Below are 26,516 nucleotides of genomic sequence, written 5' to 3' on the forward strand. Positions count from 1 at the left end.
CCACAGCCCCTAGGTCCAGCACATGGAAAGGCGCAAGCCCGCAATCCGCGAAGAAAAACCGCATTCGGCGCAGCGCAAGGACCGTGCGCCCCCACCTGCTGTGCCCGAAGTCGGCGGACGCGGCGGCGCCGAACCCACGCGCTACGGCGACTGGGAAGTCAACGGGGTCTGTACCGACTTCTAAACGAGCGCGGCGCGCCGGGCCCTCGTGAAGGCGAGCATCGGATCGGGTGGACTGCCTTGGCAGACGCGCCGGGTGGTGCGCGCCCGCAGCTCTCGGCTCGAGACTGCGCATCCCATGCATGGCCATGGGGCACCGCAACGCGATGGCAGGCGGCGGCCAGAACCATTTGAGCCCCCTCCGCGTCCCGGAGTCCCCGCGCAAGGTCACCCGCGTCGCGCACGGCGAGAACCGACCCTGCCCGATGTGACAGACTGCTCGGCACTTGAGGCCGTCCTGTCACTGCTGACGCAAGATCGCAAACGGGCTTGGTTGGCAGCGTTCGGCAAGCTTCTGTGCATTTGCGAACTGCCGCCGTGCTTTGGCCAGCACTTCGGGTCCGGCCCTTGGATAGGGATCGAGTGCCAGCGCCAGAGACTGGGCGAGCGCCTCTCCCACGTCGATCGCGCCATCCTCGATTGGGAGCAGGTCGAGCGCTTCGTGCGACAATTCGACCTCGCAGTCGGGGACGGGCTCGGCAAGCTCTTCAAACCGCAGCGCAAGCTCCTCGGCAATCCGCGCCTGAACTGGCTCACCTGATATGACACAGGCCTGGATCACATCGGCTGCGAACCGGCCGGCAAGCGTGACACCACGGGCATCGCGCGTGACGACAAGATCGGCCTCAAGGCGGTCGAGCGCAACAAGGCCGAACCGCGCCGCCAGCTGCAAACGCGAATCCGCACCCGCTTCGAGATAGAGGACCATTCCGTTTGCAGCGATGCGATCGACCATCAGCCCATGGCTGAATTCCGGCACGGTCTCAGTCATAGCCCACGCCCCTCGACCAGCTCGGCAACGGGTGCAGACTTGAGCCGCTCGTAAAGGTCGATCGCCCAGCAGGCGACGGCATCCGGATCCCCAGCCCCGCTGCCCCGGAACAGGTTGCGGGCAAGCGCCTGGGCAAGGGCCTGGCGGGGTTGTGGGGATGCCAGCGCAGCGCGGTATGCCCCCAGCCGCCCGCCAAGCGCGCCGATCATGTTGCCGACATGCTTGCCGACGACCAAGTCCCCGATGCCGAGTTCGCGCACGGACGCATCCATGTCATCGACGAAGCGCTCGGTCAGGAGGACGCCTTCGCGCTTGGCACCTGCCGCCTCGAACTTCAGCATCACAAGCGAGGCAACGAGTGCCACCATGTCGAACCGGCCATCGACCGTATCTGGCACCCCATGGCGAGCGTAGAGCTCGGGCGTGCGGGCCAGGGCCGTAATCCGGCGCCACAGCGCTGCCATCGGTGGCTCTCTTGGTGTGAGCAGACGCGAAAGCAGCGACATTCTTGCCTCCGGATGAGCCCCCCCGCATATGGAGTGCAACTGTGGCCCCCGCAAGCAGGCGCCCCGACGGAGAAATGCCCATGTGCCGCTTCGCTACCGCAAGCGCAGTCGCCCTTCTCGCCCTCGCCGCGACAGGATGTGCCCGCATCCCCAACACCATGGGCTACATTGTCGACGAGGAGCTGATCGCTGGCGTGCAGCCTGGCGTCGACAATCGCGACTCCGTCGCCAAGGCGCTCGGCCGCCCGACAATGGTGACCCAATGGGCGGATAATGTCTGGTACTATGTTTCGCGCAACACTGGGCAACGGGCATTCCTGCGCCCCACGCCCACTGGCCAGAGCATCCTCATCGTCCGCTTCGACGACAAGGGAACGGTCGCAAGCGTGGAGCGCAGAGGGCTTGAGAAGGTCGCCGACATCAGCCCCAATTCCGACAAGACGCCAACGCTCGGCCGCGAACGCACCCTGCTTGAGGACATTTTTGGCAACATCGGCAGCTTCGGCAGTGTTCCTGCCAGCGATCCGGCAGGCGGCCGGCCGCGCTAGCGACCGTTCGCAGACGGAAGTGGCCCCGGCGCCTAGCGCCGGGGCCCGTCCTCCCCTCCAACCGGGTTCACCTCAGTGCGCGGCAAGGGCCGCAAGCAGGAGGAGCGCCACGATATTCGTAATCTTGATCATCGGGTTGACTGCAGGTCCGGCGGTATCCTTGTAGGGGTCCCCGACCGTGTCGCCAGTGACTGCCGCCTTGTGCGCCTCAGAGCCCTTGCCGCCATGGTTGCCATCTTCGATATATTTTTTGGCATTGTCCCAGGCGCCGCCGCCTGACGTCATTGAGATGGCGATGAAGAGCCCGCCGACGATGACCCCGAGCAAAAGTGCACCAACCGCCGCAAAAGCATTTGCTTGCCCGGCGACCGCTGCGACAACGAAATAGACGAGGATAGGTGCGAGAACGGGGAGAAGGGAGGGGACGATCATTTCCCGGATGGCGGCACCCGTCACAAGGCTCACGGTCCGGCCATAGTCGGGCTTGGCGGTGCCTTCCATGATGCCGGGGTTGTTGCGGAACTGGCTGCGCACTTCTTCCACCACGGATCCCGCAGCGCGGCCCACCGCAGTCATGCCGAGCGCACCGAACAAGTTGGGAAGAAGTGCTCCCAGCAAAAGCCCGATAACGACATAGGGGTTGGCGAGCGTGAAATCGACATCGACATCGCCAAAGAACTTGGCAAGGTCCGTCGTATAGGCGCCAAAAAGCACCAGCGCGCCAAGCCCTGCTGAGCCAATGGCATAGCCCTTGGTCACGGCCTTCGTCGTATTGCCGACAGCATCAAGCGCATCTGTGCGCTCGCGCACCTCCCCCTCGAGCCCGGACATTTCGGCAATGCCGCCCGCATTGTCCGTGACAGGGCCATAGGCATCAAGCGCGACCACCATTCCAGCGAGCGCCAGCATTGCCGTTGCCGCAAAGCCGACCCCAATGATGCCGGCAAGCCCATAGGCAACCGCAATTCCAATGCAAATGACGAGCGTGGGAAGCGCGGTCGCCTCGAGCCCGATCGCGAGACCCTGGATGATGTTGGTGCCATGGCCGGTCACTGAGGCCTTCGCAATGGAGCGAACCGGGCGATAGCCTGTGCCGGTATAATATTCGGTAATCCAGACGATGATCCCGGTTACCACAAGTCCGACCAGCATCGAAAGGAAGAGGTCGAGTGCGTTGAAGGCGACACCGCCCGTCTCCCCAAGTGTCGTCCCCATGTCGGGGAAGAGCAGCCGCGTCGCCACATAAAGCAAGGGCACCGCTGTGAGCGCAGTTGCGATAAAGCCCTTGTAGAGCGCACCCATGATGCTGTTGCTGCTGCCAAGCCTTACGAAGAAGGTGCCAAGAATAGAGGCAAGGATGCAGAAGCCGCCAGCGAGCATGGGCAGCACCATCAGATTGCCAAGATAGTCCCCGCCGACGAGAAGCGCAGTCAAGACCATGGTTGCCCCGACTGTCACCACATAGGTTTCAAACAGGTCAGCAGCCATGCCGGCGCAGTCCCCGACATTGTCGCCCACATTGTCGGCAATGACAGCGGGGTTGCGTGGATCATCCTCGGGGATGCCCGCTTCCACCTTGCCAACAAGGTCGGCGCCGACATCGGCCGCCTTGGTGAAGATCCCGCCACCCAACCGCGCGAAGATCGAGATGAGCGAAGCGCCGAAGGCAAGCCCGACGAGGCTGTCGATGATGACACGGTCCTCGCCTGCCGGCGTGAAGCCGGCATGCGTGAGAAACCAGTAGAAGCCAGCGATCGCAAGAAGAGCAAGGCCAGCAACCAGCAGCCCGGTGACGGCGCCGGCGCGGAATGCGAGTGTGAGACCAGATTGCAGGCCACGACGCGCAGCCTCGGCCGTGCGCACATTCGCGCGCACGGAAATGGTCATGCCAATGAACCCCGTAAGACCCGAGAGCAGCGCACCGACAACAAAGGCCAGCGCCGGCCACATGCCAAGGAACAGCCACACCAGCGCTGCGACGATTGCGCCGACGATGGCGATGGTTGAATATTGCTTGGCGAGATAGGCCTCCGCCCCTTCCTGGATGGCAGCCGCGATCTGCTGCATGCGCTGGTTCCCCGGAGAAGCGCGGAGAACCGCCTGCGAGGTCAGCACCCCGTAAAGCACGGCCGCAAGGCCGCACGCGATGGCCACCAGCACGAAATCCATGCAAACCCCTTTTACTCTGAGCCCGAGGCGTGGGCCGGTTGGCGCGGGCCTTTGGCAAAGCAGGGCCCCCAGTGCAACCCCGACCAATGAAGTCTTCTGGCAGGCGCCCCTTGGCGAAAGGCTCAGCGATGCAGGTGGCCAAGGTCGGCAGGCACCGCGCCATCGAGCGTCACGCCTTCGCCGACGACAAGGCAGCCAATCCGCGCCACCGGCGTTTCTGTGGCACGGCTCGCTGCTGCGACGGCCGGTCGCGCCGCTGCAGGTGCTGCAAACAGCAATTCATAGTCATCTCCCATGGCTGCAAGCCTTGCCACAGAAACGCCGGATGCGCGCGCGCTGGGAGAAAGGGGGATCCGCGCAGACTCGATTTTGGCTGCAAGCCCCGAGGCCGCAGCCAGGCGGGACGCATCGCGCAGCAAGCCATCGGAGACATCGATGCACGCATGGGCCACCCCTCTTAGCGCCTGACTGAGCGCAAGGCGCGGCGTTGGGCGGCGGTAGCGCTTGAGCAGGAAGGCGTCCGCCGCGCGCCGGCCTTGGGCGATCTCAAGGCCGAGCCCAGCATCACCAATGGTGCCAGAGACAAAGAGATCGTCTCCTGGTCGTGCACCGCTGCGGCGAAGGGCAGCACCGGGAGGCAGGCTGCCAAGTGCCGTCAGCGCAAGGACACTCGCTGCACCCGACCGAATCGTATCCCCACCCACGAGCACACCGCCGAACCGGTCGAGAATCTGGCGGACGCCCAAGAGCAGCGAACACGCCCACTCGGGGTCCCGACTGGCTGCAATTCCCGCCCCGAGCAAGACGGCGACTGGCCGTGCGCCCATGGCGGCCAAGTCGGAAAGATTGACGGCCACAAGCTTCCAGCCGACATCTGCTGGAGGACAAGTGGACGTAAAGTGGACGCCCTCTGCCAGCATGTCATGGGTGAGAACGAGATCAAGCCCAAGCGGCCAGGGCAGGACGGAGGCATCATCGGCAAATCCCAGCGCGGCCGCTGGCGCGCCTGCCTCCCGCAGGGCGGCAAGCAGCCGCTCCTCCAGCCCCGCGGATGCCGCGCCCGTCAGGCAGCGCCCCGTTCGGATCCGCCCCGAACTGCATGGCCGAGCCGGTCGAGGAGTGCGTTCACGAATCCGGCTTCCTGCCGAGGAACGAAGGCATGGGCGATATCGACATAGGCCGTGATGATGGCCGCGAGCGGCACGTCAGCGCGCGCGACAAGCTCGTAGGCGCCAGCGCGAAGGAGCTGGAGCAGCAGCGGATCAAGGCGCGCAAGTGTCCAGCCTGGGGCAAGGTAGCGCGCCAAGAGCAGGTCCAGTTCGTCTTGTCGCGCCGAGACTCCGCGCACGAGATCATCGAAAAAGGCCACTTCCGCCGAGGCGATCGTGCCTCCGTCAACCTCCTCTTCGAGGTCGTCCGCTTCGAGGCGATGGGAGTGAAACTCGGTCACAAGCCGATCAACGGGTGTGCCGGCCATGGCACGCTGGTAGAGAGCCTGGACCGCGCGCAGCCGCGCTGCCGACCGGCGCTGGCGATGGTGCGCGCGGTCACAGGCGCTGGTTGTCGTCTCATTTGCCATGCCAAGCGGCCATAGGCCGACCCATGCAGCCTCACAAGCGTGGCTGCGCCCGGCCGAGATGCATGCCGCCAAGGCGGGCCCTTGCCGACAGCTGCAAGCTGCGCCAAGAAGGCGTAAAGCTATCTTCGGACCCAGCGCGGGAGGCGCTTCAGATCGCGACGGGAGTTTGCGCCGTGCTGACGGCCGGTGATGATTATCCGCTACACCAGCGCAGTGAGCCGATCGCCTTCGCCGGGACCGATCGCAACTTCTATGACCGCTACTTCTTCAATGGCCAGAGCGCGGACGGACAGCTTTTCTTTGCCGCAGCACTTGGAGTCTATCCGCACCTCAACGTGATCGATGCCGCCTTCAGCGTTCTTTCCGAAGGCGTGCAGCGATCGGTCTTTGCGTCGCGCATCCTCCATTATGAGCGGATGGCAACCCGCGTCGGGCCGATTGCCGTCGACGTGGTGGAACCGCTCAAGCGGCTGCGCGTGCACCTTGCGCTGACCGAGGGGATCAGCGCCGACCTCCTGGCAACGGGTCTTCATCCTCCCATCGAGGAGCCCCGCTTCTTCCGCCGGGTGGGCACGCGCACGCTCATGGATGTCACCCGCATGACCCAGAATGTCCGCTGGGAAGGCGCTGTCACCGTTGAAGGCAAGGCGCGCGATGTCCACGGCTCTATTGGCACACGGGATCGAAGCTGGGGAGTGCGGCCCATCGGTGCCGCTGATCCGCAGCCCCATGCGCCAGCCATGGAACCGCAGTTCTTCTGGCTGTGGGCGCCAGTCCAGTTCGGCGGCCAGTCACTCTTCGCCCACACCAATGAGGATGGCGAAGGCCAGCCCTGGAATCGTGCCGCCGCTCTCGTTGATCATGCGAGCGGCAGAACTCTCGCCCTGCGCGCGCCAAGGTTCGAGCTCCGCCTTGCGCCCGGGACGCGGCGCGCAGCCGCATGCGTCCTTCACGCCAGCTTGCCAGATGGCCGTGCCCTCGAGGTGCGGTTGCAGCCTGAGACGCATTTCCAGATGTCCGGGCTCGGCTACGGGCACCCGACGCGCGGGCACGGCAGCTTTCACGGCGAGCTCTCGGTTTGCTGCGAGCGGATCGAGACGGCCGCCATTGATCCGGCGGTGCCAGCGAACGCCCATGTGCAAGCGCTGGTCCGGGCCGAACTGCACCAGGAGGGGCAGCCGATCCTCCATGGGCGCGGAGTGCTCGAACAGCTGCTGATCGGACCCCACCGTCCAACCGGTCTTGGCGGGCTTTTCGACCTTGCTTGAGGGGCTTGAGGGAATCGAGAGACGCCTGGCGGCATGGCTCTCGGCGGCCTGGAATGAGGATGTCCGTATCCGCAACCTGTTCCGCTTCCATGGCGGTGCCGCGCGGGAGACCTGGCGCTTCTGTGCTGAGGGTCGACACCGTCGCGACTGGCTGGTGATGCGACGCGACCCCGTTGCCAGCCTCGTGCGCACATCGCGTGCGACGGAATTTTATGTGCAAAACCGCGCATTTGCTGCCGGCCTTCCAGTCCCCGAGCCGCTCCTCCTCGACGCCGCTGGCGAGCGCCTGGGCGCACCCGGCTTCCTCATGCGGCTGGTGGAGGGCGGGCGTGCTGCGGGACTGTTTGAAACCGACCCCTACGGCGCCCACGCGCAGCGGCTAGGCGAAACGCTGTTCACGGCCCTTGGCGAGCTGCATGCACTCGTCCCCACGCCTGCAGACATGGCCATGCTGCCAGTGCAGGATCCGCGCACCCGCCTCGAACATTGGGCAGCAGAGTTCGAAGCCCACGCGCTGCGGCCGCAGCCGATTGCACGGGCAGCGCTGCGATGGCTCCGGGCCCATTGCCCCGAAGCATCGGGCCCGCCGGCGATCGTCCATGGCGACTTCCGCTCCGGCAATTTCCTCGTCAGCGAGGAGGGTCGGCTGCTCGCACTCCTCGACTGGGAAATGGCGCATATTGGCGACCCGATGGCCGATCTCGCCTGGGCGGCTGATCCGCTGTGGAGCCACGGGGAGCGGGGCCTTGGCGATGGTGGCCGCGCCGGCGCCCTGCTGCCGCTGGATGCTGCGATCGGGTGCTGGGAGCGCGCCTCCAAGCGCCGGTTTGACAAGGCGAGCTGGACTTGGTGGCGCATCTTCGCTGGCTTCCAGGGTCTTACCATTTGGCTCACAAGCGGGTTCGAAGTTGCAAGTCTTCGTGCTGTCGATCCTGTGCTCGCGTTTTCAGCCTATTATCCCTACCGCTTCCACAATCACCAGGTTGCTGCCATGCTGAAGGCTGTTTCGGCATGAACATTCCACCTGCAGATCTTCTGCGCAACTTGGCGCTGGGACAGGCACTGCTGGTGGCGCCGGCCCTGGGTGAAAGCTATGCAGGCAAGACCGCCGGGACCATCGCTGCCATCCTGCTTCTTGCTGCAAGCGATGTTGTGCTCTACGCTGAAAGGCGGGCATCCTTCCGCAACCGGCTGCACCAATTGCTTGCCGATGCCGCGCCTGACGACATTACGCTCAGGGCCGATCTCGCTGCGCTCCTTGCCCGGGTCGAGTCCCTCCCGCTCGACGATCGTCTCGATCATCTGCTCGGTGGGCTGGAGGTGCTCCATGCCTTTGCCGACGCCCGCGACCCGGAACTTGCCCGAGCCTGCCTTGAGTTCCTGTTCGATTTCGCGGCCGCAGAGCGGCTCGACCCGCCTGGGCTTCCGGCCTGAGCCCGCGGGCGCTTGACGCGCGTGGGCCGCGGTGGAAAGGGCGCGCCAGTGATGGGGCCCTTAGGGCCGCGGCAGTTCGGGAGAGGGCATGATGATCCGTTGGATGGGCCGAGCCGCAGCAGCGCTCCTGCTTGCGGCCAGTGCCGGTGCAGCGCTCGAGCCAGTTGCAGCCCAGCGCCAGCAGAAAGGGTCAGCAGCACAGAGATTCAAGTTCTCAAAAGACGTGCAACCGCTGCTTGCCCAGGCCCAGAAGGCGCAGCAAGCCAATGATCATGCAGCGGCGATCGGCTTCCTGAACCAGGCGGACGCCACGCCAAACAAGAACGCCGATGACAATTACATGATCGGCATGCTTCGCATCAATTCCGGCCTTGGCACCAACGATAATGCCCTCATTGAAAAGGGGCTTGAGCAGGCGCTGGCATCTGGACGAGTCCCTGCCGAAGACCAGGGCAAGTTCATTCGTAACCTTGGCAGCCTTGCGCTACAGCGCGGCGACAACGCCAAGGCAGCCCAGCAGTTCGACCGCTATCTTGCCATGAACCCAGAGGATGCTGACGTCATGGCCGAGACGGCAGAGTTGCATCGCCGGGCCAATGACAATGTGCGGGCAGTCGCAACCCTCCAGAAGGCCATTGCAACCAAGGAGCGAGTGTCGGGCGCCAAGGCAGACGAAAGCTGGTATCGGCGCACTTTGGCGATTGCCTATGACGCCAATCTTGGAGCGCAGATCGTCGCGGCGAGCGAGGCCCTTGTCAAGGCCTATCCAAACCCGACCAACTGGCGTGACGTTCTTCTCATCTTTCGCGAGACCCAGCGCCTTGACGACCAGACCAACCTCGATGCGTTGCGGCTTGCCCGGGTTGCCAAGGCGCTTGCTGGCGAGCGTGACTATTTCGAGTTTGCCGAAACCGCGACGATGCGCGGGCTTCCAGGCGAGGCAAAGGCCGTCATCGACGAGGGGGTTGCAGCAGGTGCACTCCAGCTCTCCAAGCCGGTCATTCGCGAGCTCAATACCGCCGCGACCAGCCGGGTTGGTGCCGACAAGGCCGGGCTGCCCGTGGCCGAGAAAGAATCGCGGACAGCCAAGAATGGCCGCCCGGCCCTTGGCACGGGCGACGCCTTCCTCGGCTACGGCCAATATGACAAGGCAGTCGAAATGTATCGACTCGCCCTCCAGAAAGGCGGAGTCGACCCCGACGTCGTCAACACGCGGATCGGAATCGCGCTTGCGCGCAAGGGCGACAAGGCTGGTGCAGAGGCCGCATTTTCTGCGGTCAAGGGGTCACCGCGCAACCAGCTTGCCCGCTACTGGCAGATCTGGACAAGCCAGCGCGGCTGATTGACCAGTCGCATGGGAGACCAGGCGCCGATTCCCCTCGGCCTCACTTTCGACGATGTTCTGCTGGTGCCGGCAGAATCGGCAGTCTTGCCCTCACAGGCGGTGACCGCCACACGGCTGACGCGTGACATTCAGCTTGCCATCCCCTTGCTGTCGTCGGCGATGGACACAGTCACGGAAGGCCGGATGGCGATCGTCATGGCCCAGGCCGGCGGCCTTGGTGTGCTCCACCGCAACCTCTCGATTGCCGAACAAGTCGAGGCCGTGCGCCAAGTCAAACGCTTCGAGTCCGGGATGGTCGTCAATCCCATTACCATGAGGGCAGACGAGACCTTGGGCGAGGCGCTCCACCTCATGCGCTCGCACGGAATTTCGGGCATTCCGATCGTGGAGCCAGCGCCGCCTGGTGTGCCAGGACGGCTTGTCGGCATCCTGACGAACCGGGACGTTCGCTTTGCCGAGAATCTGAACCAGCCTGTCGCCGAGCTGATGACTTCGCAGAACCTGGCAACTGTCAGGGCTGGCGTCACCCAGGAGGAAGCGCGGCGGATCCTCCACCAGCGGCGAATCGAGAAGTTGCTCGTGATCGACGATGACGGCCGGCTCATCGGTCTCATCACCGTCAAGGACATGGAGAAGGCCGTCACCTACCCGGATGCCACCAAGGACGGGTCAGGGCGGCTGCGAGTAGCCGCCGCCACCACCGTCGGCGAGGCAGGTCATGAGCGCTCCATGGCGCTCATCGATGCCGAATGTGATCTTCTTGTCGTCGACACTGCCCATGGCCACTCGCGCCAGGTGAGCGAGGCCGTCCAGAGGATCAAGACGCGTTCAAATGCTGTCCAGGTGGTTGCCGGAAATGTCGCAACGGCTGAGGCAACTCGTGCCCTCATCGACGCCGGGGCCGATGCCATCAAGGTCGGAATCGGGCCTGGCAGCATCTGCACCACTCGCATCGTTGCCGGCGTCGGCGTGCCCCAGCTGACAGCCATCATGGATTGCGTTGAAGAAGCTGATAAGGCGGGCGTGCCTGTTATCGCCGATGGCGGCATCCGCACGTCCGGCGACATTGCCAAGGCGCTTGCCGCAGGGGCAGCAAGCGTCATGATCGGCTCGCTTCTGGCTGGCACCGAAGAAGCTCCTGGGGAAACCTTCCTCTATCAGGGCCGCGCCTACAAGAGCTATCGCGGTATGGGCTCGGTCGGCGCCATGGCCCGCGGTTCAGCTGACCGCTATTTCCAGCAGGACATCCGAGACCAGCTAAAGCTGGTACCCGAGGGGATCGAGGGGCAAGTGCCCTTCAAGGGGCCAGCCCGGGACGTCTTGCACCAGCTGGTCGGAGGCCTCAAGGCTGCCATGGGCTATCTCGGCGCTTCGACCCTGGATGAGCTTCGTCGCCGGGCGCGCTTTATCCGCATCACCAATGCCGGCCTGCGCGAAAGCCATGTGCATGATGTCGCCATCACCCGCGAGGCCCCCAACTATCCAACGCGCTGACTATCAGGTGCCGGCCGCCGGCAGGCGGGGCTGATGCGGCCCCCGGCCCGGCTCCAGGCGGCAATTGAAGTCCTCGATGGCGTCCTTGCCGCCGCAAGAGACGGCGGCGCAGCAGCAGACTCCATCCTCCAGGCCTATTTGCGGTCGCGGCGATTCATCGGCGCCAAGGATCGCGCCGCCATCCGCGATTTGGTCTGGGCTGCGATCCGTCACAGCGGCGAGCGGCCTGTCTCCGGCCGGGCAGCGCTTCTTGGCTATCTTTTGGCCTCTGCCCCTGAAGCGCTCAGCAGCTTTGACGGTTCTGACCATGCCCCTCACCCTGTGGAGGAGGGGGAGCCACAAACTCCCGCTACGGCTGCACCAGCCTGGCTTCTCCCCGTGCTTGAGGCCCGTTTCGGCAACGACTTGCCCCAAGCCCTTGCAGCTCTGAGCGCGCGCGCGCCGCTCGACATCCGAGTAAACCGGCTGACGGGGATGACACGCGCACAAGTGGCAGCACGGCTGCCCTGTGCTGCCGAGCCTGTCCATGTTGCCGGACTGACGCTTGCGGATGCGCTGCGGCTGCCGGCGGGAACGCGACTCGAGGGGCATCCGCTGCGCAAGACCGGCGCCATTGAAGTGCAAGACGCTGGCAGCCAGGCAGTTGTCGAACTTGCTGGCGCGCGCCCGGGAATGGCGGTTGTTGATCTGTGTGCAGGTGCCGGTGGCAAAAGCCTGGCCCTTGCCTCTGCTCTTGGTGGTGCGGGACGAATCCTTGCAACCGACACTGACAGGTCTCGGCTTGCTGCGCTTGCGCCGCGCGCGCGCCGTGCCGGTGCACTCGGCATGATTGAGACCCGCCTGCTCGACCCGGGGCGTGAAGCAACACAGCTTGCCGACTGGGCCGGCCAAGCGGATGTGGTGCTGATCGATGCCCCTTGCTCGGGCACTGGGACTTGGCGCCGCAACCCGGAGCTTCGCTGGCGCTTGACACCCTTCCGACTGGAGCGCCTATGGGCGCTGCAAGCGCGCCTCCTGCGGCTCGGCGCCGCCCTCGTTCGGCCAGGTGGCCGGCTCATCTATGCAGTCTGCTCTGTTCTTGATTCGGAAGGCCCAGACATCATCCGCGCCTGGCACAGGGAAACCGGGATTGCCCCTGCTCGCACGCTGGCGCTTTCCCCCCATATTCATGGCTGCGACGGCTTTTTTATCGCGACTTTTGAAATGCCGTGCTAGGGTTGAAATGTGAGCAAGAGGGAGCGGATGCGAACAAGATTTGGGCACGGCTTGACGGTGCCAGCGATTCTGGTGGCGGCGCTTGTCTTCGCTGGGGCGGCAGGGGCGCGACCCGGCCAGAAGCTGCGCGGGACAGCTGACTCGGAACTTGCCAGCCTCTCGGTTGCGCTGGTGGCCAAGGGCGAAGCGCTTCTGGCCCAGAAGCAGCTCATGGCGGCAACCGATCGGTTTGAGACGGCGCTTGCAGTCGATCCGCGCAATGTTGCGGCCTATCTCGGGCTGGCAGCCGTTGCCCGCGCTGAGGGGCTCCCGGGCAAGGCCGCTCGCTTCTACCGGGAAGCGCTGTCGATCGACCCTGCAAATGTTGCAGCTCTTGAAGGCCAGGGACTGGCCTTCATCGACCGGGGCGCTCGGGCTCGCGCGGAAGCCAATCTCGAGAGGCTGCGCCAGATCTGTGCTGCCCCATGTCCGGCAGTGAATCGTCTGCAGTCAGCGCTTGCGGAACCAGCTCCAGCCATGGTCGAAGCCCGAGCCCGGCCTGCGCCAGCAAAGCCGTGATCGCACAACGATGGACGCATCCTTGAGCCATCAGCACCCCCACCCGGGCGCGGAAGGTCTGCAACTTGCCGCCTCCTCCACTTTCACAGGCCAGGGGATTGCGTGGACTGCGCTTCGCGCCGCGATATTCCAGAGCCTTGCTGAGGCCAAGCGCCCGCTGTCTGCCTATGAGGTGAGCGATGCGGTCTCGCAGCAGCTTGGCAGGCGGATCGCTGCCAACAGCGTCTACCGTATTCTTGATCTCTTCGTTGCCTACAATCTCGCCAAGCGGATCGAAAGCCGCAACGCCTATGTCGCCAACATCCACCCGGAATGTCAGCATGACTGCATTTTTCTGATCTGTTCATGCTGCGGTGCAATCGACCATCTCGATGATGACCAGCTTGCCAAAGCCATGCGCACGCATGCCACCAGCCGCGGCTTCATTGCCAGCCGGACCGTGCTCGAACTCGAAGGTCTGTGCCGCCGCTGCAACGGCTGACCGGCCTGGCAGATGGGAGATGGTTTGCGCCTTTTCACCTTCACGCCAGGCCGCTAGATACTGGCTATGACATCGACTATCCCCGGTGCCGAGGCGCCAAAGACTCCTGCCAGACGGCCGGAAACACCACTTCTCGATCAGGTCAGTGTTCCTGCAGATCTGCGCAAGCTGCGTCATGATCAGCTTCCTCAATTGGCTAGTGAGCTGCGGGCAGAACTTGTCGATGCGGTGAGTGTGACAGGAGGTCATCTGGGTGCTGGGCTTGGCGTGGTCGAGCTCACCGTTGCACTCCATTATGTGTTCAATACGCCTGACGACAAGCTCATCTGGGATGTGGGTCACCAGGCCTATCCACACAAGATCCTGACCGGCCGCCGCGACCGCATCCGGACCCTTCGCCAAGGGGGCGGGCTGTCCGGCTTCACCAAGCGGTCGGAATCTGTCTACGACCCGTTTGGGGCTGCGCATTCCTCCACGTCGATCTCGGCTGCACTCGGCTTTGCCATTGCCAACAAGCTAAAGGGCGCAGAAGGCAAGGCCATCGCCGTCATTGGCGATGGCGCGATGTCCGCCGGCATGGCCTATGAGGCAATGAACAATGCCCGCGAGGCTGGCAACCGGCTGGTGGTCATCTTGAATGACAATGACATGTCAATCGCCCCGCCCGTTGGTGCGCTTTCAGCCTATCTTGCCCGGATCTACTCGTCCAACACCTTCCTCGAGTTCCGCGATGCAGTCCGCCAGCTGGCCAAGAAGGCCCTGCCCGAGCAGCTGAAAAAGCCGGCCAAGCGGGCGGATGAATATTTCCGCACGCTCGCGACTGGTGGCACGCTGTTCGAGGAGCTCGGGTTCTACTATGTCGGGCCAATCGACGGGCATGATCTCACCCATCTCGTGCCCATCCTTGAGAATATTCGCGATGCGGCCGAAGGCCCTTGTCTGGTGCATGTGGTCACCAAGAAGGGCAAGGGCTATCCCCCGGCCGAGGCTGCCGCTGACAAATATCATGGTGTTGTCAAGTTCGACGTTGTCACTGGCAAGCAACACAAGCCGGCACCTGGCGGCCCTCCGAGCTACACGTCCGTTTTTGCAAGGGCACTTATTGCCGAAGCGAAGCGCGATGACAGCATTGTTGCGATAACAGCAGCGATGCCATCTGGAACTGGGCTCGATAAGTTCGCCGAAGCCTTCCCCGAACGGACGTTCGATGTCGGGATTGCCGAGCAGCACGCCGTCACTTTCGCAGCCGGTCTTGCTGCCCAGGGCATGCGACCTTTCTGTGCCATTTACTCGACCTTCCTGCAGCGGGGCTACGACCAGGTCGTCCATGATGTTGCGATCCAGAACCTGCCAGTCAGGTTCGCAATCGACCGCGCTGGGCTGGTGGGGGCAGATGGCTGCACGCACGCCGGCGCCTTTGACATCACCTATCTTGCAACGCTTCCCAACTTTGTTGTGATGGCAGCTGCCGACGAGGCAGAGCTCATCCACATGACCCACACAGCAGCGCTCCATGACAGTGGGCCAATCGCCTTCCGCTACCCGAGGGGCGAAGGAGTCGGCGTGCCGCTTCCTGAAACCCCCATGCGTCTTGAAATCGGCAAGGGCCGAATCGTGCGCGAAGGCAAGACCGTTGCAATCCTTTCGCTTGGCACGCGCTTGCAGGAGGCGCTCAAGGCGGCTGACGAGCTCGATGCAAGAGGCCTTGCCACAACGGTTGCCGACATGCGCTTCGCCAAGCCGCTGGACGAGGATCTGATCCGCCGGCTGTGCGCAACCCATGAGGTCGTCGTCACCATCGAGGAAGGTGCAATCGGCGGGTTTGGGGCCCATGTGCTGACTCTCGCCTCCGACGAAGGCTGGGTCGACTCCGGCCTTAGGGTCCGCACCATGCGCCTGCCCGACATCTTCCAGGATCATGACAAGCCCGAGAGGCAATATGCGGAAGCAGGGCTTGACGCAGCCGGGATCGTAAAGACGGTCCTGACTGCACTTCGCCATAACAATGTCGAAGTGAGCGAGGGCGCGCGGGCGTGAGGGCAGCTGCTCGCCCGAGGGCGGGCTGATGGCAAAAGTCCGGGCCGACCAGTTGCTCGTTGCCCGGGGTCTTGTCGAAAGCCGAGCGCGAGCGCAGGCGCTCATCCTGGCGGGGCTTGTCTTTTCGGGCGAGCGCAGAGTGGCCAAGGCCGGCGAAATGCTGGCAGACACCTCCCCCCTTGATGTCCGCGGGCGTGACCATCCTTGGGTCTCGCGCGGCGGGCTCAAGCTTGCCGCCGCACTCGATGCCTTTGCAATCGCACCAGAAGGGGCCTGGATGGACGTTGGCGCCGCCACCGGTGGCTTCACCGATGTGCTCCTCGCCCGTGGGGCCGAGCGGGTCTATGCTGTCGATGTCGGCACTGGCCAGCTGGCCTGGAAGCTTCGGTGCGACCCGCGCGTGGTGGTTCTTGAGAAGGTGAATGCGCGTGCCCTGACGGCCGCCCACATTCCGGAGCCAGTGGCCGGAATCGTGTGCGATGCAAGCTTCATCGGGCTTGCCAAGGTGCTCGAGGTGCCCCTGCGCTTTGCCCGCTCCGGGGCTTTTCTTGTTGCGCTCATCAAGCCACAGTTCGAAGCCGAGCGTGCCGAAGTCGGCAAAGGCGGCATCGTGCGCGATCCACAAGTCCAAGCGCGCGTCTGCGCGCAAGCGGCAGCATGGATTGCCGCCCATGGCTGGGCCCATCTTGGCACCCTACCCTCTCCTATCACAGGCGCTGACGGCAATGTCGAGTTTCTGCTCGCTGCCAGAAAAAGCGTGGAGGCGGCGGAGCCAGCTCCACCGCCTCCCATGTCCGGCGCAACTGCCGGCAAAGGATGAGGGGTCTCGGCCCTTACTTGACCGAAACCAGACCCTTCATGGTCTCGCCAGCGAGCGCCACCCGGGTGGAAACCGGCTGGGCAATCTCGCCTGCCACCTTGAGCATGGTCTCAGACATGGTCGACCACATGGACACCGCATGGTCGAAGCGGGCCTTGGCGAAGTCGTTCTGGAGCTGGAACAGCTCGGCAGGGGACTTGGCCGCCGCCATCGACTTCATCGCCGTGGTGGCTTCCTCAAAGCTCTTCTTCGAATGCTCGACAAGCAGGTTCGCAAGAGTTTCAAAGCCGTTGGTCGCCGCCTTGGCAGACACCATCAGGGCATCAACATTGCCCTTGGCGAATTCCGACATTTCCGTGACCGACTTGACGGCAGTTCCCATAAGCTCCTGGCCCTTCTCGACCACGGTTTCGAGGTTAGCCTTGCCTTGCGCGAGCGCATCAGCAGTCACCTTCTCAACCGCCGGCGTAATGGCTTCAAGCGACTTCAGGACGGTTTCAGCGTTCATGGACATCTCCTTTCGGATGGTTTCAGGAATGGTCGCGAGATCGATGTCAGTCGATGCCGCAGTCGCAGCAGACGCCCGCGGCGACGACGCGGCCCGCGAACCCTTGCCCCGGCGCACGGCAACCGGCGTGCGCAGCTCCTCTCTCGTGTCGGACGAATCTTTCACGGGTCCGAACTCCTCGGCAATTACGCAGGACATGCCTGCCGCAAGAACCATGTCGGCTTGCACCAACCGTTCTTGCTGCAGTGCAACATAAGCGTTCCGGGCCCGGAGTGCAAGGGGGAATCGGCAGCAGCGCGAGCGGCTGCTCCTAGCCGTGCGCTGCCTCAGCCCGGACAATCCCGACGGCAGCCAGCCGGCAGTCGATCTCAGCGACCAGCCGCTCAAGCCCTGCCGTCGTCGAAGATTCCGCCCGTGCAACCAGAACGGCCTGGGTGTTGGATGCACGCAGAAGCCACCAGCCATCCGCGGTGGTCACGCGTGCGCCGTCGGTTGCGTCCACGTCTGCACCCTCAGCCCGGAGCCGGTCGAGGACTTCAGCCACGATTGCAAACTTCCGCTCTTCCGGGCAGGGGAAGCGGAGTTCCGGCGTGTTGACCAGCGCTGGCATCGCACTGCGGAGATCGGCAAGCGAGCTATTGAGATCACCCAGTGCTTCGAGAAGGCGCAGGGCAGCGTAGATCGCATCGTCAAATCCGTACCAACGGTGTGCAAAGAAGATGTGCCCGCTCATCTCCCCTGCGAGCGGCGCTCCGGTTTCGAGCATTTTCGCCTTGATGAGCGAGTGTCCCGTCTTCCACATGATGGGCGTCCCACCAAGGGCTTGGACACCATCGAACAAGACCTTGCTGGCCTTGACATCAGCAATGACGGACGCGCCGGGCAGCTGGCGCAGCAACGCAGTTGCAAGGATGAGAAGCAGCTGGTCGCCCCAGACCACCCGCCCCGTGCCATCAACAGCGCCAATCCGGTCACCGTCACCATCGAAGGCAAAGCCGAGATCGAGCCCTTGGGCACAGACAAGGGCCTTGAGGTCAGAAAGATTGGCCTCGACCGTCGGATCAGGATGATGGTTGGGGAAACGGCCATCGATATCGGCGAACAGCACATGGTGCGTGCCCGGCAGGCGCTGGACCAGCTCGGCGACGATTTCGCCTGTTGCACCATTGCCGCAATCCCAGCCGACCTTGAGCGCTGGCAGCCGGACATCCTCGAGCAGGCGGGCAACATAGCGCGCCTTGACATCCGCATCGCGGCAAGTGCCCGCACCCTGCTCCCAGTCGCCACACGCGGCCAGAGCACCAAGCGCCCGGATGTCTTCGCCCCAGAACGGCCGGTCAGCAAGCGTCATCTTGAAGCCATTGTAGTCGGGGGGGTTGTGGCTTCCGGTCACCATCACGCCAGCAGCAGTTGCGAGCGCCTTTACGGCATAATAGAGCATGGGCGTTGGCCCCAGCCCGATCCGGATGACGTCGCATCCCGCCGCCATCAGCCCGTCGACAAGTGCTGCCTCGAGCGCCGGCGACGATAGCCGGCCATCCCGCCCGACGGCAACTGACAAGCCCCCCCGACGCCGCACCACGCTCCCGAAGCTGCGGCCAAGAGCATGCGCATCGGCCTCGCCAAGCGTCTCCCCGACAATCCCGCGGATGTCATATTCACGCAGACTCGAGGGCGGAAAGCAATGTCGTTCCATTTACTTGTCCTTTAGCATTCACGAATCATTGCGAGAATGGCCGCGGGCATCATATCTGGGCGCGTTGACCAGGCGAGCGAGCTCGCCTTTGTCACCTGTTTGGACCTGGACGACGCGGCTGCAATCGGCAAGCTGGATCCTCTGGGCGGGCGCGTCTTCAGCCACCAAGGACGCCCGTGCTAAGCCTTGACGCCTTTGGCCGACGCGCTTGCGCTGGCAGGAGAGGGGCTTCGCGCCAAGCCCAAGCAACGGGGTTTCAAGGACCAGGTCCTCGCTCACAAGCTCGTGCATCGCAATCACGCGTGCTGATTGGGAAACAGGGCGGCAAGCAGGTCGCGCAGCTCGGCCCGTGCTGCCACGTGGCTCATCGACGGCCCGTCGATGTGGGCGAGATCGAGCAAGGTCAAGCCACTTGGAAACAATTCCCGATAGATGACTCGCTCAGAAAGCCCCGGCACCACGCGAAAGCCGACCCGGGGCGCAAGTTCCGCAAGCGCGGTGCCAACACGCCGGCGGTTGCGAGCTTCAAGCGCTGACAAGCGGTTGCGCAACACCACCCAGTCCACGCTGCCGCCGTCAAGGCGCGCTCGGGCCTGGCGGGCTTTCCAGATGGTCTCAGCATAGAAGGAGGGACGTTGCAGCCGGAAGGTCTCTGGATCGACGCGACCGATGAGGTCGAAGTCGACGAAACTGTCGTTCAGCGGCGTGACCACGATGTCCGCAAGCGTGAGGGCACGGCGACCTTCGGCAGAATCCCGGCCTGGCGTATCAAGGATCACGACATCAGCATCCTGCGCTGCGACTGCCGCTGCCGGGTCGCTCCCCTCGGCGAGCACGTCGAAGGCCGGCTGCGGCACGTCGAGGCCGTGTTTCCGGGCATGTCCAGCGCGATTCTCAAGATAGCGTGCAGACGTGCGCTGGCGATGGTCCAGGTCCAAAAGCCGCACGCGGCGCCCATGGGCTGCCAGCGCAACGGCCACGTGCACAGCCACCGTGGACTTGCCAGTTCCGCCCTTCTCGTTTGCCAAGACCACAATGATCGGGCGCGTTGACATGCTGCCCCCGTTGCGGGTGTTGAGACTGCTCCTTTGCAGACAGGCGGGGGGATTCGCAATCATGGCACCAAGACAAGGGCGAGCATGACCGACTTGGCGCTTGTCCGCGATGTGGCCGAGCTGCGCCTGCAAGTCGCAGCCGCGCGGGCAGCAGGCAAGCGCATTGCCTTGGTACCCACCATGGGAGCCCTCCACCAAGGCCATCTTTCGCTTGTGGCTCTTGCCAGAGCCAATGCCGGTTTCGTCGTCGCCTCACTGTTCGTGAACCCGGCCCAGTTCGGCCCAAACGAGGATTTCGCCCGCTACCCGCGCGACGAGAAACGCGATCGCGACCTCCTCCAGCAGGCCGGATGCGACCTCCTTTTCGCACCCTCGGTCGCCACGGTCTATCCAGCCGGCTTCAGAACACAAGTGACAGTCGCCGACCTTTCCGAACGGCTGGAGGGCAAGGCACGGCCGGGGCACTTCGCCGGGGTTGCAACCGTGGTCACGAAATTGTTCGGAATGGTCCAACCCGATGTCGCCATCTTCGGCGAAAAGGACTGGCAGCAGCTGGCGATCATCCGCCAGCTGACCGCCGATCTCAACCTTGCCGTCGAGATCCGCTCGGGCCCGACCGTTAGGGAAGCGGACGGTCTCGCCATGTCGTCGCGCAACGCCTATCTGACGCCCACCGAACGGGAGGTCGCAGGCGCCCTTCCGGATGCGCTCGCGAAGGCGGCCGCTGCAATCGCCTCTGGCCGCGAAGTCAGCGACGCTCTGGCCGAGGCCGAACGGGCCATGCGGACTGCCGGCTTTACAGCAGTCGATTATGTGGCCCTCGTCGACCCGGAGACGCTCGCACCGCTTCTGGTGCTTGACCGGCCTGCCCGGCTGCTTGCAGCCGCGCGACTGGGCACGACCCGCCTTATCGACAATCTCGAAGTCCGCCCGGAGCCGGACGGCTGCCACGAATGACCATGCCCGACCCGCTCGGCAACAGCCGCACTGGCTGCGGGGGGATGGATGCTGTAACCGCCATCGCCGAGGCACTCGCCAGGGCCGAACGCCATTCCCCCTTCCTGCGGATGCTCATCCGGAACGAGGACGCGCTCGTCGGGCAGGTGCGTGATGGAGATTTCAGCGGCGCCTTGGCCAAAGCCGCGGCCCGGCTTGTGCATGAAGACGCAGCGGTCGCGCTGCGGCGGGCGCGTGGGGGTGTGGCGCTTGTCGTGGCACTTGCAGACCTTGCCGGCGCCTGGAGTCTTGAGGAAGTCACCGCTGCCCTTTCCGAGTTTGCAGATGCCGCAATCGACCGGGCGCTTGATGCCGCCTTTGCTGCCGTCGGCGTACCAAGCGAAGACCGGCGTGGCATCACCATCCTCGGTCTCGGCAAGCTCGGCAGCCGGGAGCTCAACTATTCATCCGATGTCGATCTCATCGTGCTCCATGATCCTGCGCAGCTGCCGCGCATGCGCGCTGAAGATCCAGATGAAGCAGCCGCCCGGCTCGTCCGCCGCATGGGCGCCCTGCTGTCGGAACGAACCGCCGAGGGCTATGCGCTCCGGGTTGACCTGCGCCTTCGTCCGGACCCCGATGCAACGCCACCCTCCTTGCGCCTCGCAGCAGCCGAAGCCTATTACCAGAGCCAGGCTCTCGCGTTCGAGCGCTCGGCGTTCATCCGGGCTCGCGCTGTCGCTGGCGATCGCGCCATGGGAAGCGCTTTCCTGACCACCATCGCGCCGTTCGTGTGGCGACGCAGTCTCGATTATTCGGCGCTGGCAGAAATCCGCGATATCACGCTCCGGATCCGCGATCATTTCCATGAGCGGCAGAATTTCGGACCCGGCTACGATGTGAAACGAGGCCGCGGCGGGATCCGCGAAGTCGAATTCTTCGCCCAGGTGCACCAGATGATCTTCGGCGGGCGAGACCCCGCCTTGCGCGCGCCCGCCACGCTCGACGCCTTGGCGGCGCTCGCAGAAGCTGGCCGGATTACGCGTGATGCACAAACACGGCTTGCCGGGGCCTACCGGGCGCTACGGACGCTCGAACACCGGCTGCAGATGGTCGACGACCAGCAGACCCACAGGATCCCAAGGCTGGCAGCAGATCGGGCCCAAGTCGCCGGGCTGGCAGGCGCGCACAGCTGGAATGCGCTGGCACGGGCGACGGAGCGCCATGTGAAAACCGTCGCCAAGCTTTACGACGAGCTGCTCAATACGGACAAGGTTCGCCAACCGCGCGCACGCTTGCCAGACCGGCCCGATGATATCCGCCAGTGGGCGCGAGAGGCCCGCATCGCCGACCCAGAAGTCCTGGTGCAGGCAGCCGGCCATTGGCGCAGCGGCCGGCCGCGCTCCCTGCGTGCACCGGAATCGCGGGCAGCATTTGAGACACTTGCGCCATCGCTGGTGCGCGCCGTCGGCACCGGCCGGGCCGGCCGCGCGGGCCTGGTCCGGCTCGACCAGTTCATCGGCGCTCTGCCCTCGGGCGTCCAGTTCTGGCGCCTGCTTCTTGCCCACCCCCCGCTTGCCGCCTTGCTGGCACGGCTTTTGACGGCGACTCCCTTGCTTGCAAACGCACTCGCCGCACGACCCGAGCTGTTCGACGTCGTCATCGATCCGCCCCCGCCGCTTGCGAGGATCGAGATGGCCATCGAGGAGCTCGAGGCCTATGCCGACGCTGGGCGGGCAGACCTTGAAACCCTGCTCGACCGCACCCGCCGCTGGACTGCCGAGCGCCGGTTCCGAATCGGAGTCGACATCCTGGAAGGCCGGCGCGAAGTGCTTGAGGCGGCAGCCGAGCTCTCGGACATGGCCGAAGCGGCAATCGTGGTTCTGACGAAGGCAGTTGCTGCCGCTTTTGCAGCCCAGCATGGTCGCATCCCCGGCCAGGACCTGGTCGTTCTTGCGCTCGGGCGGTTTGGCGGACGCGCACTCACCCACCAGTCCGACCTTGATCTCGTCTTGCTGTTCTCGGGCAGCCACGAGGGGCGCTCGGACGGGCCAGTTCCGCTCGGTGCCTCGACCTACTTCAACCGTCTTGGCCAGCGGCTCATTGGGGCCTTGACGGCGCCGACGGCATCGGGGCCGCTCTACGAAGTCGACACAAGGCTTCGGCCCTCGGGAGCCCAGGGCCTGCTCGCCGTCAGTGTCGACAGCTTCGTGCGCTACCAGTCGCAGGATGCCGAGATCTGGGAAACGCTTGCACTCACTCGGGCGCGCCCGGTCGCCGGCCCACCGCAGGCGCAGGCAAGCGTGAAGCAAGCGATTGCCAGCCTCCTTGGTTCGCCACGGCCGGCAGAAGCTGTGTGCCGGGGTGCGATCGAGATGCGCCGGCTGATGGAAACCCACAAGCCGGCCCAGGGCCCGTTCGATGTCAAGCTCATGAAGGGCGGCCTCGTTGACCTCGAGTTCGTGATCGCAGCCCGGGCACTCATCGCAGGAACGAGGATTCCAACCGAACTCGAGGCCGCCGCCGCGCGCGTCGCACCTGAACTGATTCCGGCGCACCGTCTGTTCATGTCCGTCCTCATGGGGTTGCGGCTCATCCTTCCGGCCAAGGCGGCAGCAGCACCCGATCGGGCAGCGGCTAGCCTTTTGGCACGCACCTGCGGCAAATCCGGAATCCAGGCCCTGCGTCATGATCTGGGGGTGGCAAAGGCAGCGGTTCTTGCGGCATGGGAGGAGACATTCGGCCAGAGACGTTGAGGATTTGGCCGTCGGCAACTGCTGAGGAGGTGAGTCCATGGCCGACGTTGGTGACAAGGCACCCGACTTTACGCTCGAGACGCTCGAAGGGCCCGTACGCCTCGCCGACTTCGCCGGCAAAAAACTCGTGCTCTATTTCTACCCCAAGGACGACACCCCGGGCTGCACCACCGAGGCCATGGACTTCTCAGCGCTTGCCGACCGCTTCGCAGCCACGGACACAACCGTCCTCGGCGTCTCGAAGGACAGTCTCAAGAGCCACGAGCGTTTCACTGCCAAGCACGGCCTTGCCGTGCGTCTCGGAAGCGACCCAGATGGCACGACCATCGAGGCCTATGGCGCCTGGGTTGAAAAAAGCATGTACGGCAAGTCCTACATGGGGATCGACCGCTCCACGTTCTTGATCGGTCGCGATGGCCATATCGCTGCGGTCTGGCGCAAAGTGAAGGTCAAGGGCCACGCGGAAGACGTGCTGGCACGGGCGGAAGCCCTAGGCTGACGACGACGGCGGTTCGCAACTGCACGAAGCTCACCAAGACGGGGCAGCGGCGAGCGGATTGCTGCAAGCGAGGCGGTCTCCGCTTCGGTTGGCAAGCACTGGTTCATAACAAGGGACAAGCGAATCGGCGGCCGCGCCCCTTCCAAGCGCTGGTTTCTTGCAGCCCCCGTCTGCACCGCGCACGCGGTCATTCAACGGCTCGGCGCGGGCCAAGGCCGGTCTGGCGAAAGACAGCCATCCCCCCCTTGGCGCTTCGACCTGCTGCTCGCCATGGGGTGCCCTCCGTAGGGTTAATGGTTCGGCTGCAGTGGCCGGGCGAGTTCCCGAGGGTCAGAGAATGAATGAAGAGAGGGCGCGAGCCCCGGGCGAGTGGGTGGCATGGCTGAAGCGACGTGTGCCGGACTGGCATGTGGAGCTCAGGACCCATGACCGCCGAGTTGAGCTTCGGATCGGGACGGGGACGCAGATTATGGCAGCTTCCATGATGGCACTCGCCGCCGCTTTCATCGGCCTTGGCGCTGCGAATTCATTGTCCCGGGAATCTCGGGACGAGGAGCTGGCGCGCGCTCAGATGGCGCGCATGACTGCCCAGGTCGAAGCGCTCAAGGCCGATACGGCCAGGCTCAAGGGCCATGTGCTGACCACCGCCGAACGTATCGAGGCGCGGCAGCGCTTCCTTGATGCTTTGCTGACTGGCAAGGCGACGGGCCGCGAACTGGCGGAACTGGTGCCGCCTGCCGGCCGGGCCCGGCTGACCGGGCTCGCTGCCCAGGAAGCTGGCGTCCTTGCACCCTTTGCCGAACTCGAAGCCCAGCAATTTGCGCTGCTTGAGAAAGCCTCGGCAACGGCACAGACGCGGCTGCGAGATGCCCAGGCCTTGCTGCGCCGGCTTGGTCTTGATCCCGCCCGCTTCATCCAGCAGAGCAGCAGCCTGGCCGGGCTTGGCGGCCCGTTCGTCCCGCTTGCAAGCGCGTTCAGCAACGGCGGCGCCCAGGGTGCCGATCCGCGCTTTGCCGAACTTTACATGAACTGGCAGCGAGTCTCCCATCTCGAGGCCGCAATGGCGGCGATCCCGGCATTCGCACCGACAGCAAGCATGAATTTCACCTCCGGATTCGGCTTCCGCTACGACCCCTTCTCCGGCCGCGGAGCAATGCACGCTGGAATCGATCTCGCCGGCGCCCACGGCGAGCCCATCCGCGCAAGTGCGGCTGGCCGGGTGGTGCGCGCTGAGTACTTCGGTGCCTATGGTCTTGCCGTCGATATCGACCATGGCCATGGCATCCTCACCCGCTATGCTCACTTGTCGCGGATTGACGTGAAGGTCGGTGACAAGGTCCGCATGGGCCAGCGGATCGGCGGGATGGGCTCGACTGGCCGATCAACGGGGACCCACCTGCACTTTGAGGTCCGGATCGACGACCGGCCAGTCAATCCGCGGCCCTTCCTCGAGTCCGCCCGCTATGTGCTGGCGATGCAGCCAAGCGCCGCGGAAAGCAGCGCAAACTAGAAAGCAAGGCGGCTGGGGCTCAGGTGCCGGCGGGGGCCGAGCGAGACAGGCCCATGCGCTTCATCTTCTCAACGAGCGTGGTCCGCTTGAGCCCCAGCATGCGCGCTGACTTGGCAACGGCTCCGCCACTTGCCGAGAGCGCCTGGCGGATGATCGCAGCTTCGGCTTCTGCGAGCAGGGCCTTCAAGACCAGCGGCCGCAGCTCCTCCTCAGGGACAAGGGGAAGGTGGTCAGTATCGCAGGAGCGAAGCTGGGCTGGAGCCGAAGGCGCTGTGCTCTGAAGCCAGCTATCCATGCTCCGCCGCGCTGGACTGAGCAGCCGCGCGACAGCTGCCGCATCGGGGGCAAGATCGCCAAAGGCCAGGGCCCGATCGACAAAGTTCCGGAGTTCGCGGACATTTCCTGGCCAGTCATGGGCGACAAGCGCGGCGACAGCGCAAGGCGAAAGCGCAAGCTCCGCGCCCCTTGCGCGCGCGAAATGGCTGACAAGTGGGACCAGGTCCGCCATGCGGGCAACAAGCGGTGGAACATCGATTGAGACCACCGCCAGGCGCCAGTAGAGATCTGCGCGGAACCGGCCGTCGGCCACCATAGCTTCGAGATCGCGGTTGGTGGCAGCCACAATCCGGACATCGACGGGGATCGCGCCGCGCCCGCCAAGCCGCTCAATTTGGCGGCTTTCCAGAACGCGCAGGAGCTTGACTTGAATTTCGAGCGGGAGTTCCCCGACTTCGTCCAGAAACAGGGTGCCGCCCGACGCTGCCTCAATTCTTCCCCGCCGGAGCTTGGATGCGCCCGTAAAGGCGCCAGCCTCGGCCCCGAAGAATTCGCTCTCGGCAAGATGGGTAGGGATTGCGCCGCAATTTACGGCTTCAAACGGACCATGGGAACGCGTGGAAAGCGCATGGAGGGCGCGCGCAACATTGTCCTTGCCCGAGCCCGTCGGACCCGTCACGAGCACAGTCGCCGCCGATGCGGCCAGTTGGCGAACCTTCTCCCGCAGCTCGGCCATGGGCGGGCTGTCACCAACCAGCAGAGACCCGAGCACATCCTGGGCATAGGCGGCGCAGGACTTTGGCAACGCCTGCAAGCGGCCAGGCCGACCGGTTCT

At 64.6% G+C, this 26,516-nt stretch carries 25 protein-coding genes; 16 read left to right on the forward strand and 9 right to left on the reverse strand.

Annotation, left to right across the window (positions count from 1 at the left end):
• Positions 1 to 22 precede the first annotated feature (22 nt).
• On the forward strand, positions 23 to 184 hold the full coding sequence (locus tag ACWIQA_RS09735; protein WP_448582878.1) for a DUF1674 domain-containing protein: 162 nt from the start codon (positions 23 to 25) through the stop codon (positions 182 to 184).
• 276 nt (positions 185 to 460) lie between these two features.
• On the opposite strand, the gene ACWIQA_RS09740 is transcribed toward ACWIQA_RS09735, so the two are convergent.
• Both ACWIQA_RS09740 and ACWIQA_RS09745 read right to left on the reverse strand, forming a co-directional pair.
• On the reverse strand, positions 461 to 991 hold the full coding sequence (locus ACWIQA_RS09740) for a YceD family protein (RefSeq protein WP_448582879.1): 531 nt from the start codon (positions 989 to 991) through the stop codon (positions 461 to 463).
• The gene (locus tag ACWIQA_RS09745; RefSeq protein ID WP_448582880.1) at positions 988 to 1,497 is read right to left on the reverse strand and encodes a ubiquinol-cytochrome C chaperone family protein; all 510 of its coding nucleotides are present in this window, start codon (positions 1,495 to 1,497) and stop codon (positions 988 to 990) included. The genes ACWIQA_RS09740 and ACWIQA_RS09745 overlap by 4 nt, the downstream gene beginning before the upstream one ends.
• A gap of 80 nt (positions 1,498 to 1,577) precedes the next feature.
• On the opposite strand from ACWIQA_RS09745, the gene ACWIQA_RS09750 reads away from it, so the two are divergent.
• Positions 1,578 to 2,045 carry an outer membrane protein assembly factor BamE gene (locus ACWIQA_RS09750; protein WP_448582881.1) on the forward strand — a complete coding sequence of 156 codons (468 nt, stop codon included), beginning with the start codon at positions 1,578 to 1,580 and terminating at the stop codon, positions 2,043 to 2,045.
• A 72-nt stretch (positions 2,046 to 2,117) separates the two neighbouring features.
• Here ACWIQA_RS09750 and ACWIQA_RS09755 read toward each other — a convergent pair whose 3' ends face one another.
• The 3 genes from ACWIQA_RS09755 to nusB form a co-directional block, all read right to left on the reverse strand.
• Positions 2,118 to 4,214, reverse strand: coding sequence for a sodium-translocating pyrophosphatase (locus ACWIQA_RS09755; RefSeq protein ID WP_448582882.1), 2,097 nt, complete (start codon positions 4,212 to 4,214; stop codon positions 2,118 to 2,120).
• Positions 4,215 to 4,336: 122 nt separating this feature from the next.
• Entirely contained in the window at positions 4,337 to 5,299 is a 963-nt protein-coding gene (gene thiL / locus ACWIQA_RS09760) for a thiamine-phosphate kinase (protein WP_448582909.1), read from the reverse strand.
• On the reverse strand, positions 5,278 to 5,793 hold the full coding sequence (nusB, locus tag ACWIQA_RS09765; protein ID WP_448582883.1) for a transcription antitermination factor NusB: 516 nt from the start codon (positions 5,791 to 5,793) through the stop codon (positions 5,278 to 5,280). The genes thiL and nusB overlap by 22 nt, the downstream gene beginning before the upstream one ends.
• Positions 5,794 to 5,966: 173 nt before the next feature.
• Here nusB and ACWIQA_RS09770 point away from each other — a divergent pair, with 173 nt between their 5' ends.
• The 10 genes from ACWIQA_RS09770 to ACWIQA_RS09815 all read left to right on the forward strand — a co-directional run bounded on the left by ACWIQA_RS09770 (position 5,967) and on the right by ACWIQA_RS09815 (position 16,445).
• Positions 5,967 to 7,061: a hypothetical protein gene (locus ACWIQA_RS09770; protein WP_448582884.1), complete on the forward strand. Its 1,095-nt coding sequence runs from the start codon at positions 5,967 to 5,969 to the stop codon at positions 7,059 to 7,061.
• Positions 7,054 to 8,076 carry a phosphotransferase family protein gene (locus ACWIQA_RS09775; RefSeq protein ID WP_448582885.1) on the forward strand — a complete coding sequence of 341 codons (1,023 nt, stop codon included), beginning with the start codon at positions 7,054 to 7,056 and terminating at the stop codon, positions 8,074 to 8,076. The genes ACWIQA_RS09770 and ACWIQA_RS09775 overlap by 8 nt, the downstream gene beginning before the upstream one ends.
• The gene (locus ACWIQA_RS09780) at positions 8,073 to 8,495 is read left to right on the forward strand and encodes a hypothetical protein (RefSeq protein ID WP_448582886.1); all 423 of its coding nucleotides are present in this window, start codon (positions 8,073 to 8,075) and stop codon (positions 8,493 to 8,495) included. Before ACWIQA_RS09775 ends, ACWIQA_RS09780 begins: the two co-directional genes overlap by 4 nt.
• An 88-nt stretch (positions 8,496 to 8,583) precedes the next feature.
• On the forward strand, positions 8,584 to 9,837 hold the full coding sequence (locus ACWIQA_RS09785; protein ID WP_448582887.1) for a tetratricopeptide repeat protein: 1,254 nt from the start codon (positions 8,584 to 8,586) through the stop codon (positions 9,835 to 9,837).
• A gap of 12 nt (positions 9,838 to 9,849) precedes the next feature.
• A complete protein-coding gene (gene guaB, locus ACWIQA_RS09790; RefSeq protein ID WP_448582888.1) occupies positions 9,850 to 11,334 on the forward strand; it encodes an IMP dehydrogenase in 1,485 nt (494 codons plus the stop codon).
• A 33-nt stretch (positions 11,335 to 11,367) separates the two neighbouring features.
• A complete protein-coding gene (locus ACWIQA_RS09795) occupies positions 11,368 to 12,549 on the forward strand; it encodes an RsmB/NOP family class I SAM-dependent RNA methyltransferase (RefSeq protein WP_448582889.1) in 1,182 nt (393 codons plus the stop codon).
• 27 nt (positions 12,550 to 12,576) lie between these two features.
• On the forward strand, positions 12,577 to 13,107 hold the full coding sequence (locus ACWIQA_RS09800) for a hypothetical protein (protein ID WP_448582890.1): 531 nt from the start codon (positions 12,577 to 12,579) through the stop codon (positions 13,105 to 13,107).
• A gap of 10 nt (positions 13,108 to 13,117) precedes the next feature.
• Positions 13,118 to 13,588: a Fur family transcriptional regulator gene (locus ACWIQA_RS09805; RefSeq protein ID WP_448582891.1), complete on the forward strand. Its 471-nt coding sequence runs from the start codon at positions 13,118 to 13,120 to the stop codon at positions 13,586 to 13,588.
• A gap of 66 nt (positions 13,589 to 13,654) precedes the next feature.
• Complete coding sequence (gene dxs, locus ACWIQA_RS09810; RefSeq protein WP_448582892.1) at positions 13,655 to 15,625, forward strand: 1-deoxy-D-xylulose-5-phosphate synthase; 1,971 nt, start codon at positions 13,655 to 13,657, stop codon at positions 15,623 to 15,625.
• A gap of 28 nt (positions 15,626 to 15,653) precedes the next feature.
• Positions 15,654 to 16,445 (forward strand): TlyA family RNA methyltransferase, encoded by a 792-nt coding sequence (locus ACWIQA_RS09815; protein ID WP_448582893.1) that lies wholly within the window; start codon positions 15,654 to 15,656, stop codon positions 16,443 to 16,445.
• 13 nt (positions 16,446 to 16,458) lie between these two features.
• Here the strand turns inward: ACWIQA_RS09815 and ACWIQA_RS09820 are convergent, their stop codons facing one another.
• The 3 genes from ACWIQA_RS09820 to ACWIQA_RS09830 all read right to left on the reverse strand — a co-directional run bounded on the left by ACWIQA_RS09820 (position 16,459) and on the right by ACWIQA_RS09830 (position 19,704).
• Positions 16,459 to 16,953: a phasin family protein gene (locus ACWIQA_RS09820; RefSeq protein WP_448582894.1), complete on the reverse strand. Its 495-nt coding sequence runs from the start codon at positions 16,951 to 16,953 to the stop codon at positions 16,459 to 16,461.
• A 310-nt stretch (positions 16,954 to 17,263) separates the two neighbouring features.
• Entirely contained in the window at positions 17,264 to 18,649 is a 1,386-nt protein-coding gene (pgmG, locus tag ACWIQA_RS09825; RefSeq protein WP_448582895.1) for a phosphoglucomutase/phosphomannomutase PgmG, read from the reverse strand.
• Between the two features lie 296 nt (positions 18,650 to 18,945).
• Positions 18,946 to 19,704: a division plane positioning ATPase MipZ gene (locus tag ACWIQA_RS09830; RefSeq protein WP_448582896.1), complete on the reverse strand. Its 759-nt coding sequence runs from the start codon at positions 19,702 to 19,704 to the stop codon at positions 18,946 to 18,948.
• 93 nt (positions 19,705 to 19,797) lie between these two features.
• On the opposite strand from ACWIQA_RS09830, the gene panC reads away from it, so the two are divergent.
• The 4 genes from panC to ACWIQA_RS09850 all read left to right on the forward strand — a co-directional run bounded on the left by panC (position 19,798) and on the right by ACWIQA_RS09850 (position 25,405).
• On the forward strand, positions 19,798 to 20,661 hold the full coding sequence (panC, locus tag ACWIQA_RS09835) for a pantoate--beta-alanine ligase (RefSeq protein WP_448582910.1): 864 nt from the start codon (positions 19,798 to 19,800) through the stop codon (positions 20,659 to 20,661).
• Positions 20,658 to 23,396 (forward strand): bifunctional [glutamate--ammonia ligase]-adenylyl-L-tyrosine phosphorylase/[glutamate--ammonia-ligase] adenylyltransferase, encoded by a 2,739-nt coding sequence (gene glnE / locus ACWIQA_RS09840; protein WP_448582897.1) that lies wholly within the window; start codon positions 20,658 to 20,660, stop codon positions 23,394 to 23,396. Before panC ends, glnE begins: the two co-directional genes overlap by 4 nt.
• A 37-nt stretch (positions 23,397 to 23,433) precedes the next feature.
• Complete coding sequence (locus ACWIQA_RS09845; RefSeq protein ID WP_448582898.1) at positions 23,434 to 23,895, forward strand: peroxiredoxin; 462 nt, start codon at positions 23,434 to 23,436, stop codon at positions 23,893 to 23,895.
• A 337-nt stretch (positions 23,896 to 24,232) separates the two neighbouring features.
• Positions 24,233 to 25,405, forward strand: coding sequence for a M23 family metallopeptidase (locus tag ACWIQA_RS09850; protein ID WP_448582899.1), 1,173 nt, complete (start codon positions 24,233 to 24,235; stop codon positions 25,403 to 25,405).
• 19 nt (positions 25,406 to 25,424) lie between these two features.
• Here ACWIQA_RS09850 and ACWIQA_RS09855 read toward each other — a convergent pair whose 3' ends face one another.
• Positions 25,425 to 26,486, reverse strand: a complete 1,062-nt coding sequence (locus ACWIQA_RS09855) for a sigma-54 interaction domain-containing protein (protein WP_448582900.1) — start codon at positions 26,484 to 26,486, stop codon at positions 25,425 to 25,427.
• Between the last annotated feature and the right edge of the window lie 30 nt (positions 26,487 to 26,516).

This window comes from Thermaurantiacus sp., from assembly GCF_053487655.1.

Coding starts and splice junctions, on each gene's coding strand:
- ACWIQA_RS09735 (WP_448582878.1), top strand. CDS start 23: ATGGAAAGGCGCAAGCCCGCAATCCGCGAAGAAAAACCGCATTCGGCG.
- ACWIQA_RS09740 (WP_448582879.1), bottom strand. CDS start 991: ATGACTGAGACCGTGCCGGAATTCAGCCATGGGCTGATGGTCGATCGC.
- ACWIQA_RS09745 (WP_448582880.1), bottom strand. CDS start 1,497: ATGTCGCTGCTTTCGCGTCTGCTCACACCAAGAGAGCCACCGATGGCA.
- ACWIQA_RS09750 (WP_448582881.1), top strand. CDS start 1,578: ATGTGCCGCTTCGCTACCGCAAGCGCAGTCGCCCTTCTCGCCCTCGCC.
- ACWIQA_RS09755 (WP_448582882.1), bottom strand. CDS start 4,214: ATGGATTTCGTGCTGGTGGCCATCGCGTGCGGCCTTGCGGCCGTGCTT.
- nusB (WP_448582883.1), bottom strand. CDS start 5,793: ATGGCAAATGAGACGACAACCAGCGCCTGTGACCGCGCGCACCATCGC.
- ACWIQA_RS09780 (WP_448582886.1), top strand. CDS start 8,073: ATGAACATTCCACCTGCAGATCTTCTGCGCAACTTGGCGCTGGGACAG.
- ACWIQA_RS09785 (WP_448582887.1), top strand. CDS start 8,584: ATGATGATCCGTTGGATGGGCCGAGCCGCAGCAGCGCTCCTGCTTGCG.
- guaB (WP_448582888.1), top strand. CDS start 9,850: ATGGGAGACCAGGCGCCGATTCCCCTCGGCCTCACTTTCGACGATGTT.
- ACWIQA_RS09795 (WP_448582889.1), top strand. CDS start 11,368: ATGCGGCCCCCGGCCCGGCTCCAGGCGGCAATTGAAGTCCTCGATGGC.
- ACWIQA_RS09800 (WP_448582890.1), top strand. CDS start 12,577: ATGCGAACAAGATTTGGGCACGGCTTGACGGTGCCAGCGATTCTGGTG.
- ACWIQA_RS09805 (WP_448582891.1), top strand. CDS start 13,118: ATGGACGCATCCTTGAGCCATCAGCACCCCCACCCGGGCGCGGAAGGT.
- dxs (WP_448582892.1), top strand. CDS start 13,655: ATGACATCGACTATCCCCGGTGCCGAGGCGCCAAAGACTCCTGCCAGA.
- ACWIQA_RS09815 (WP_448582893.1), top strand. CDS start 15,654: ATGGCAAAAGTCCGGGCCGACCAGTTGCTCGTTGCCCGGGGTCTTGTC.
- ACWIQA_RS09820 (WP_448582894.1), bottom strand. CDS start 16,953: ATGAACGCTGAAACCGTCCTGAAGTCGCTTGAAGCCATTACGCCGGCG.
- pgmG (WP_448582895.1), bottom strand. CDS start 18,649: ATGGAACGACATTGCTTTCCGCCCTCGAGTCTGCGTGAATATGACATC.
- ACWIQA_RS09830 (WP_448582896.1), bottom strand. CDS start 19,704: ATGTCAACGCGCCCGATCATTGTGGTCTTGGCAAACGAGAAGGGCGGA.
- glnE (WP_448582897.1), top strand. CDS start 20,658: ATGACCATGCCCGACCCGCTCGGCAACAGCCGCACTGGCTGCGGGGGG.
- ACWIQA_RS09845 (WP_448582898.1), top strand. CDS start 23,434: ATGGCCGACGTTGGTGACAAGGCACCCGACTTTACGCTCGAGACGCTC.
- ACWIQA_RS09850 (WP_448582899.1), top strand. CDS start 24,233: ATGAATGAAGAGAGGGCGCGAGCCCCGGGCGAGTGGGTGGCATGGCTG.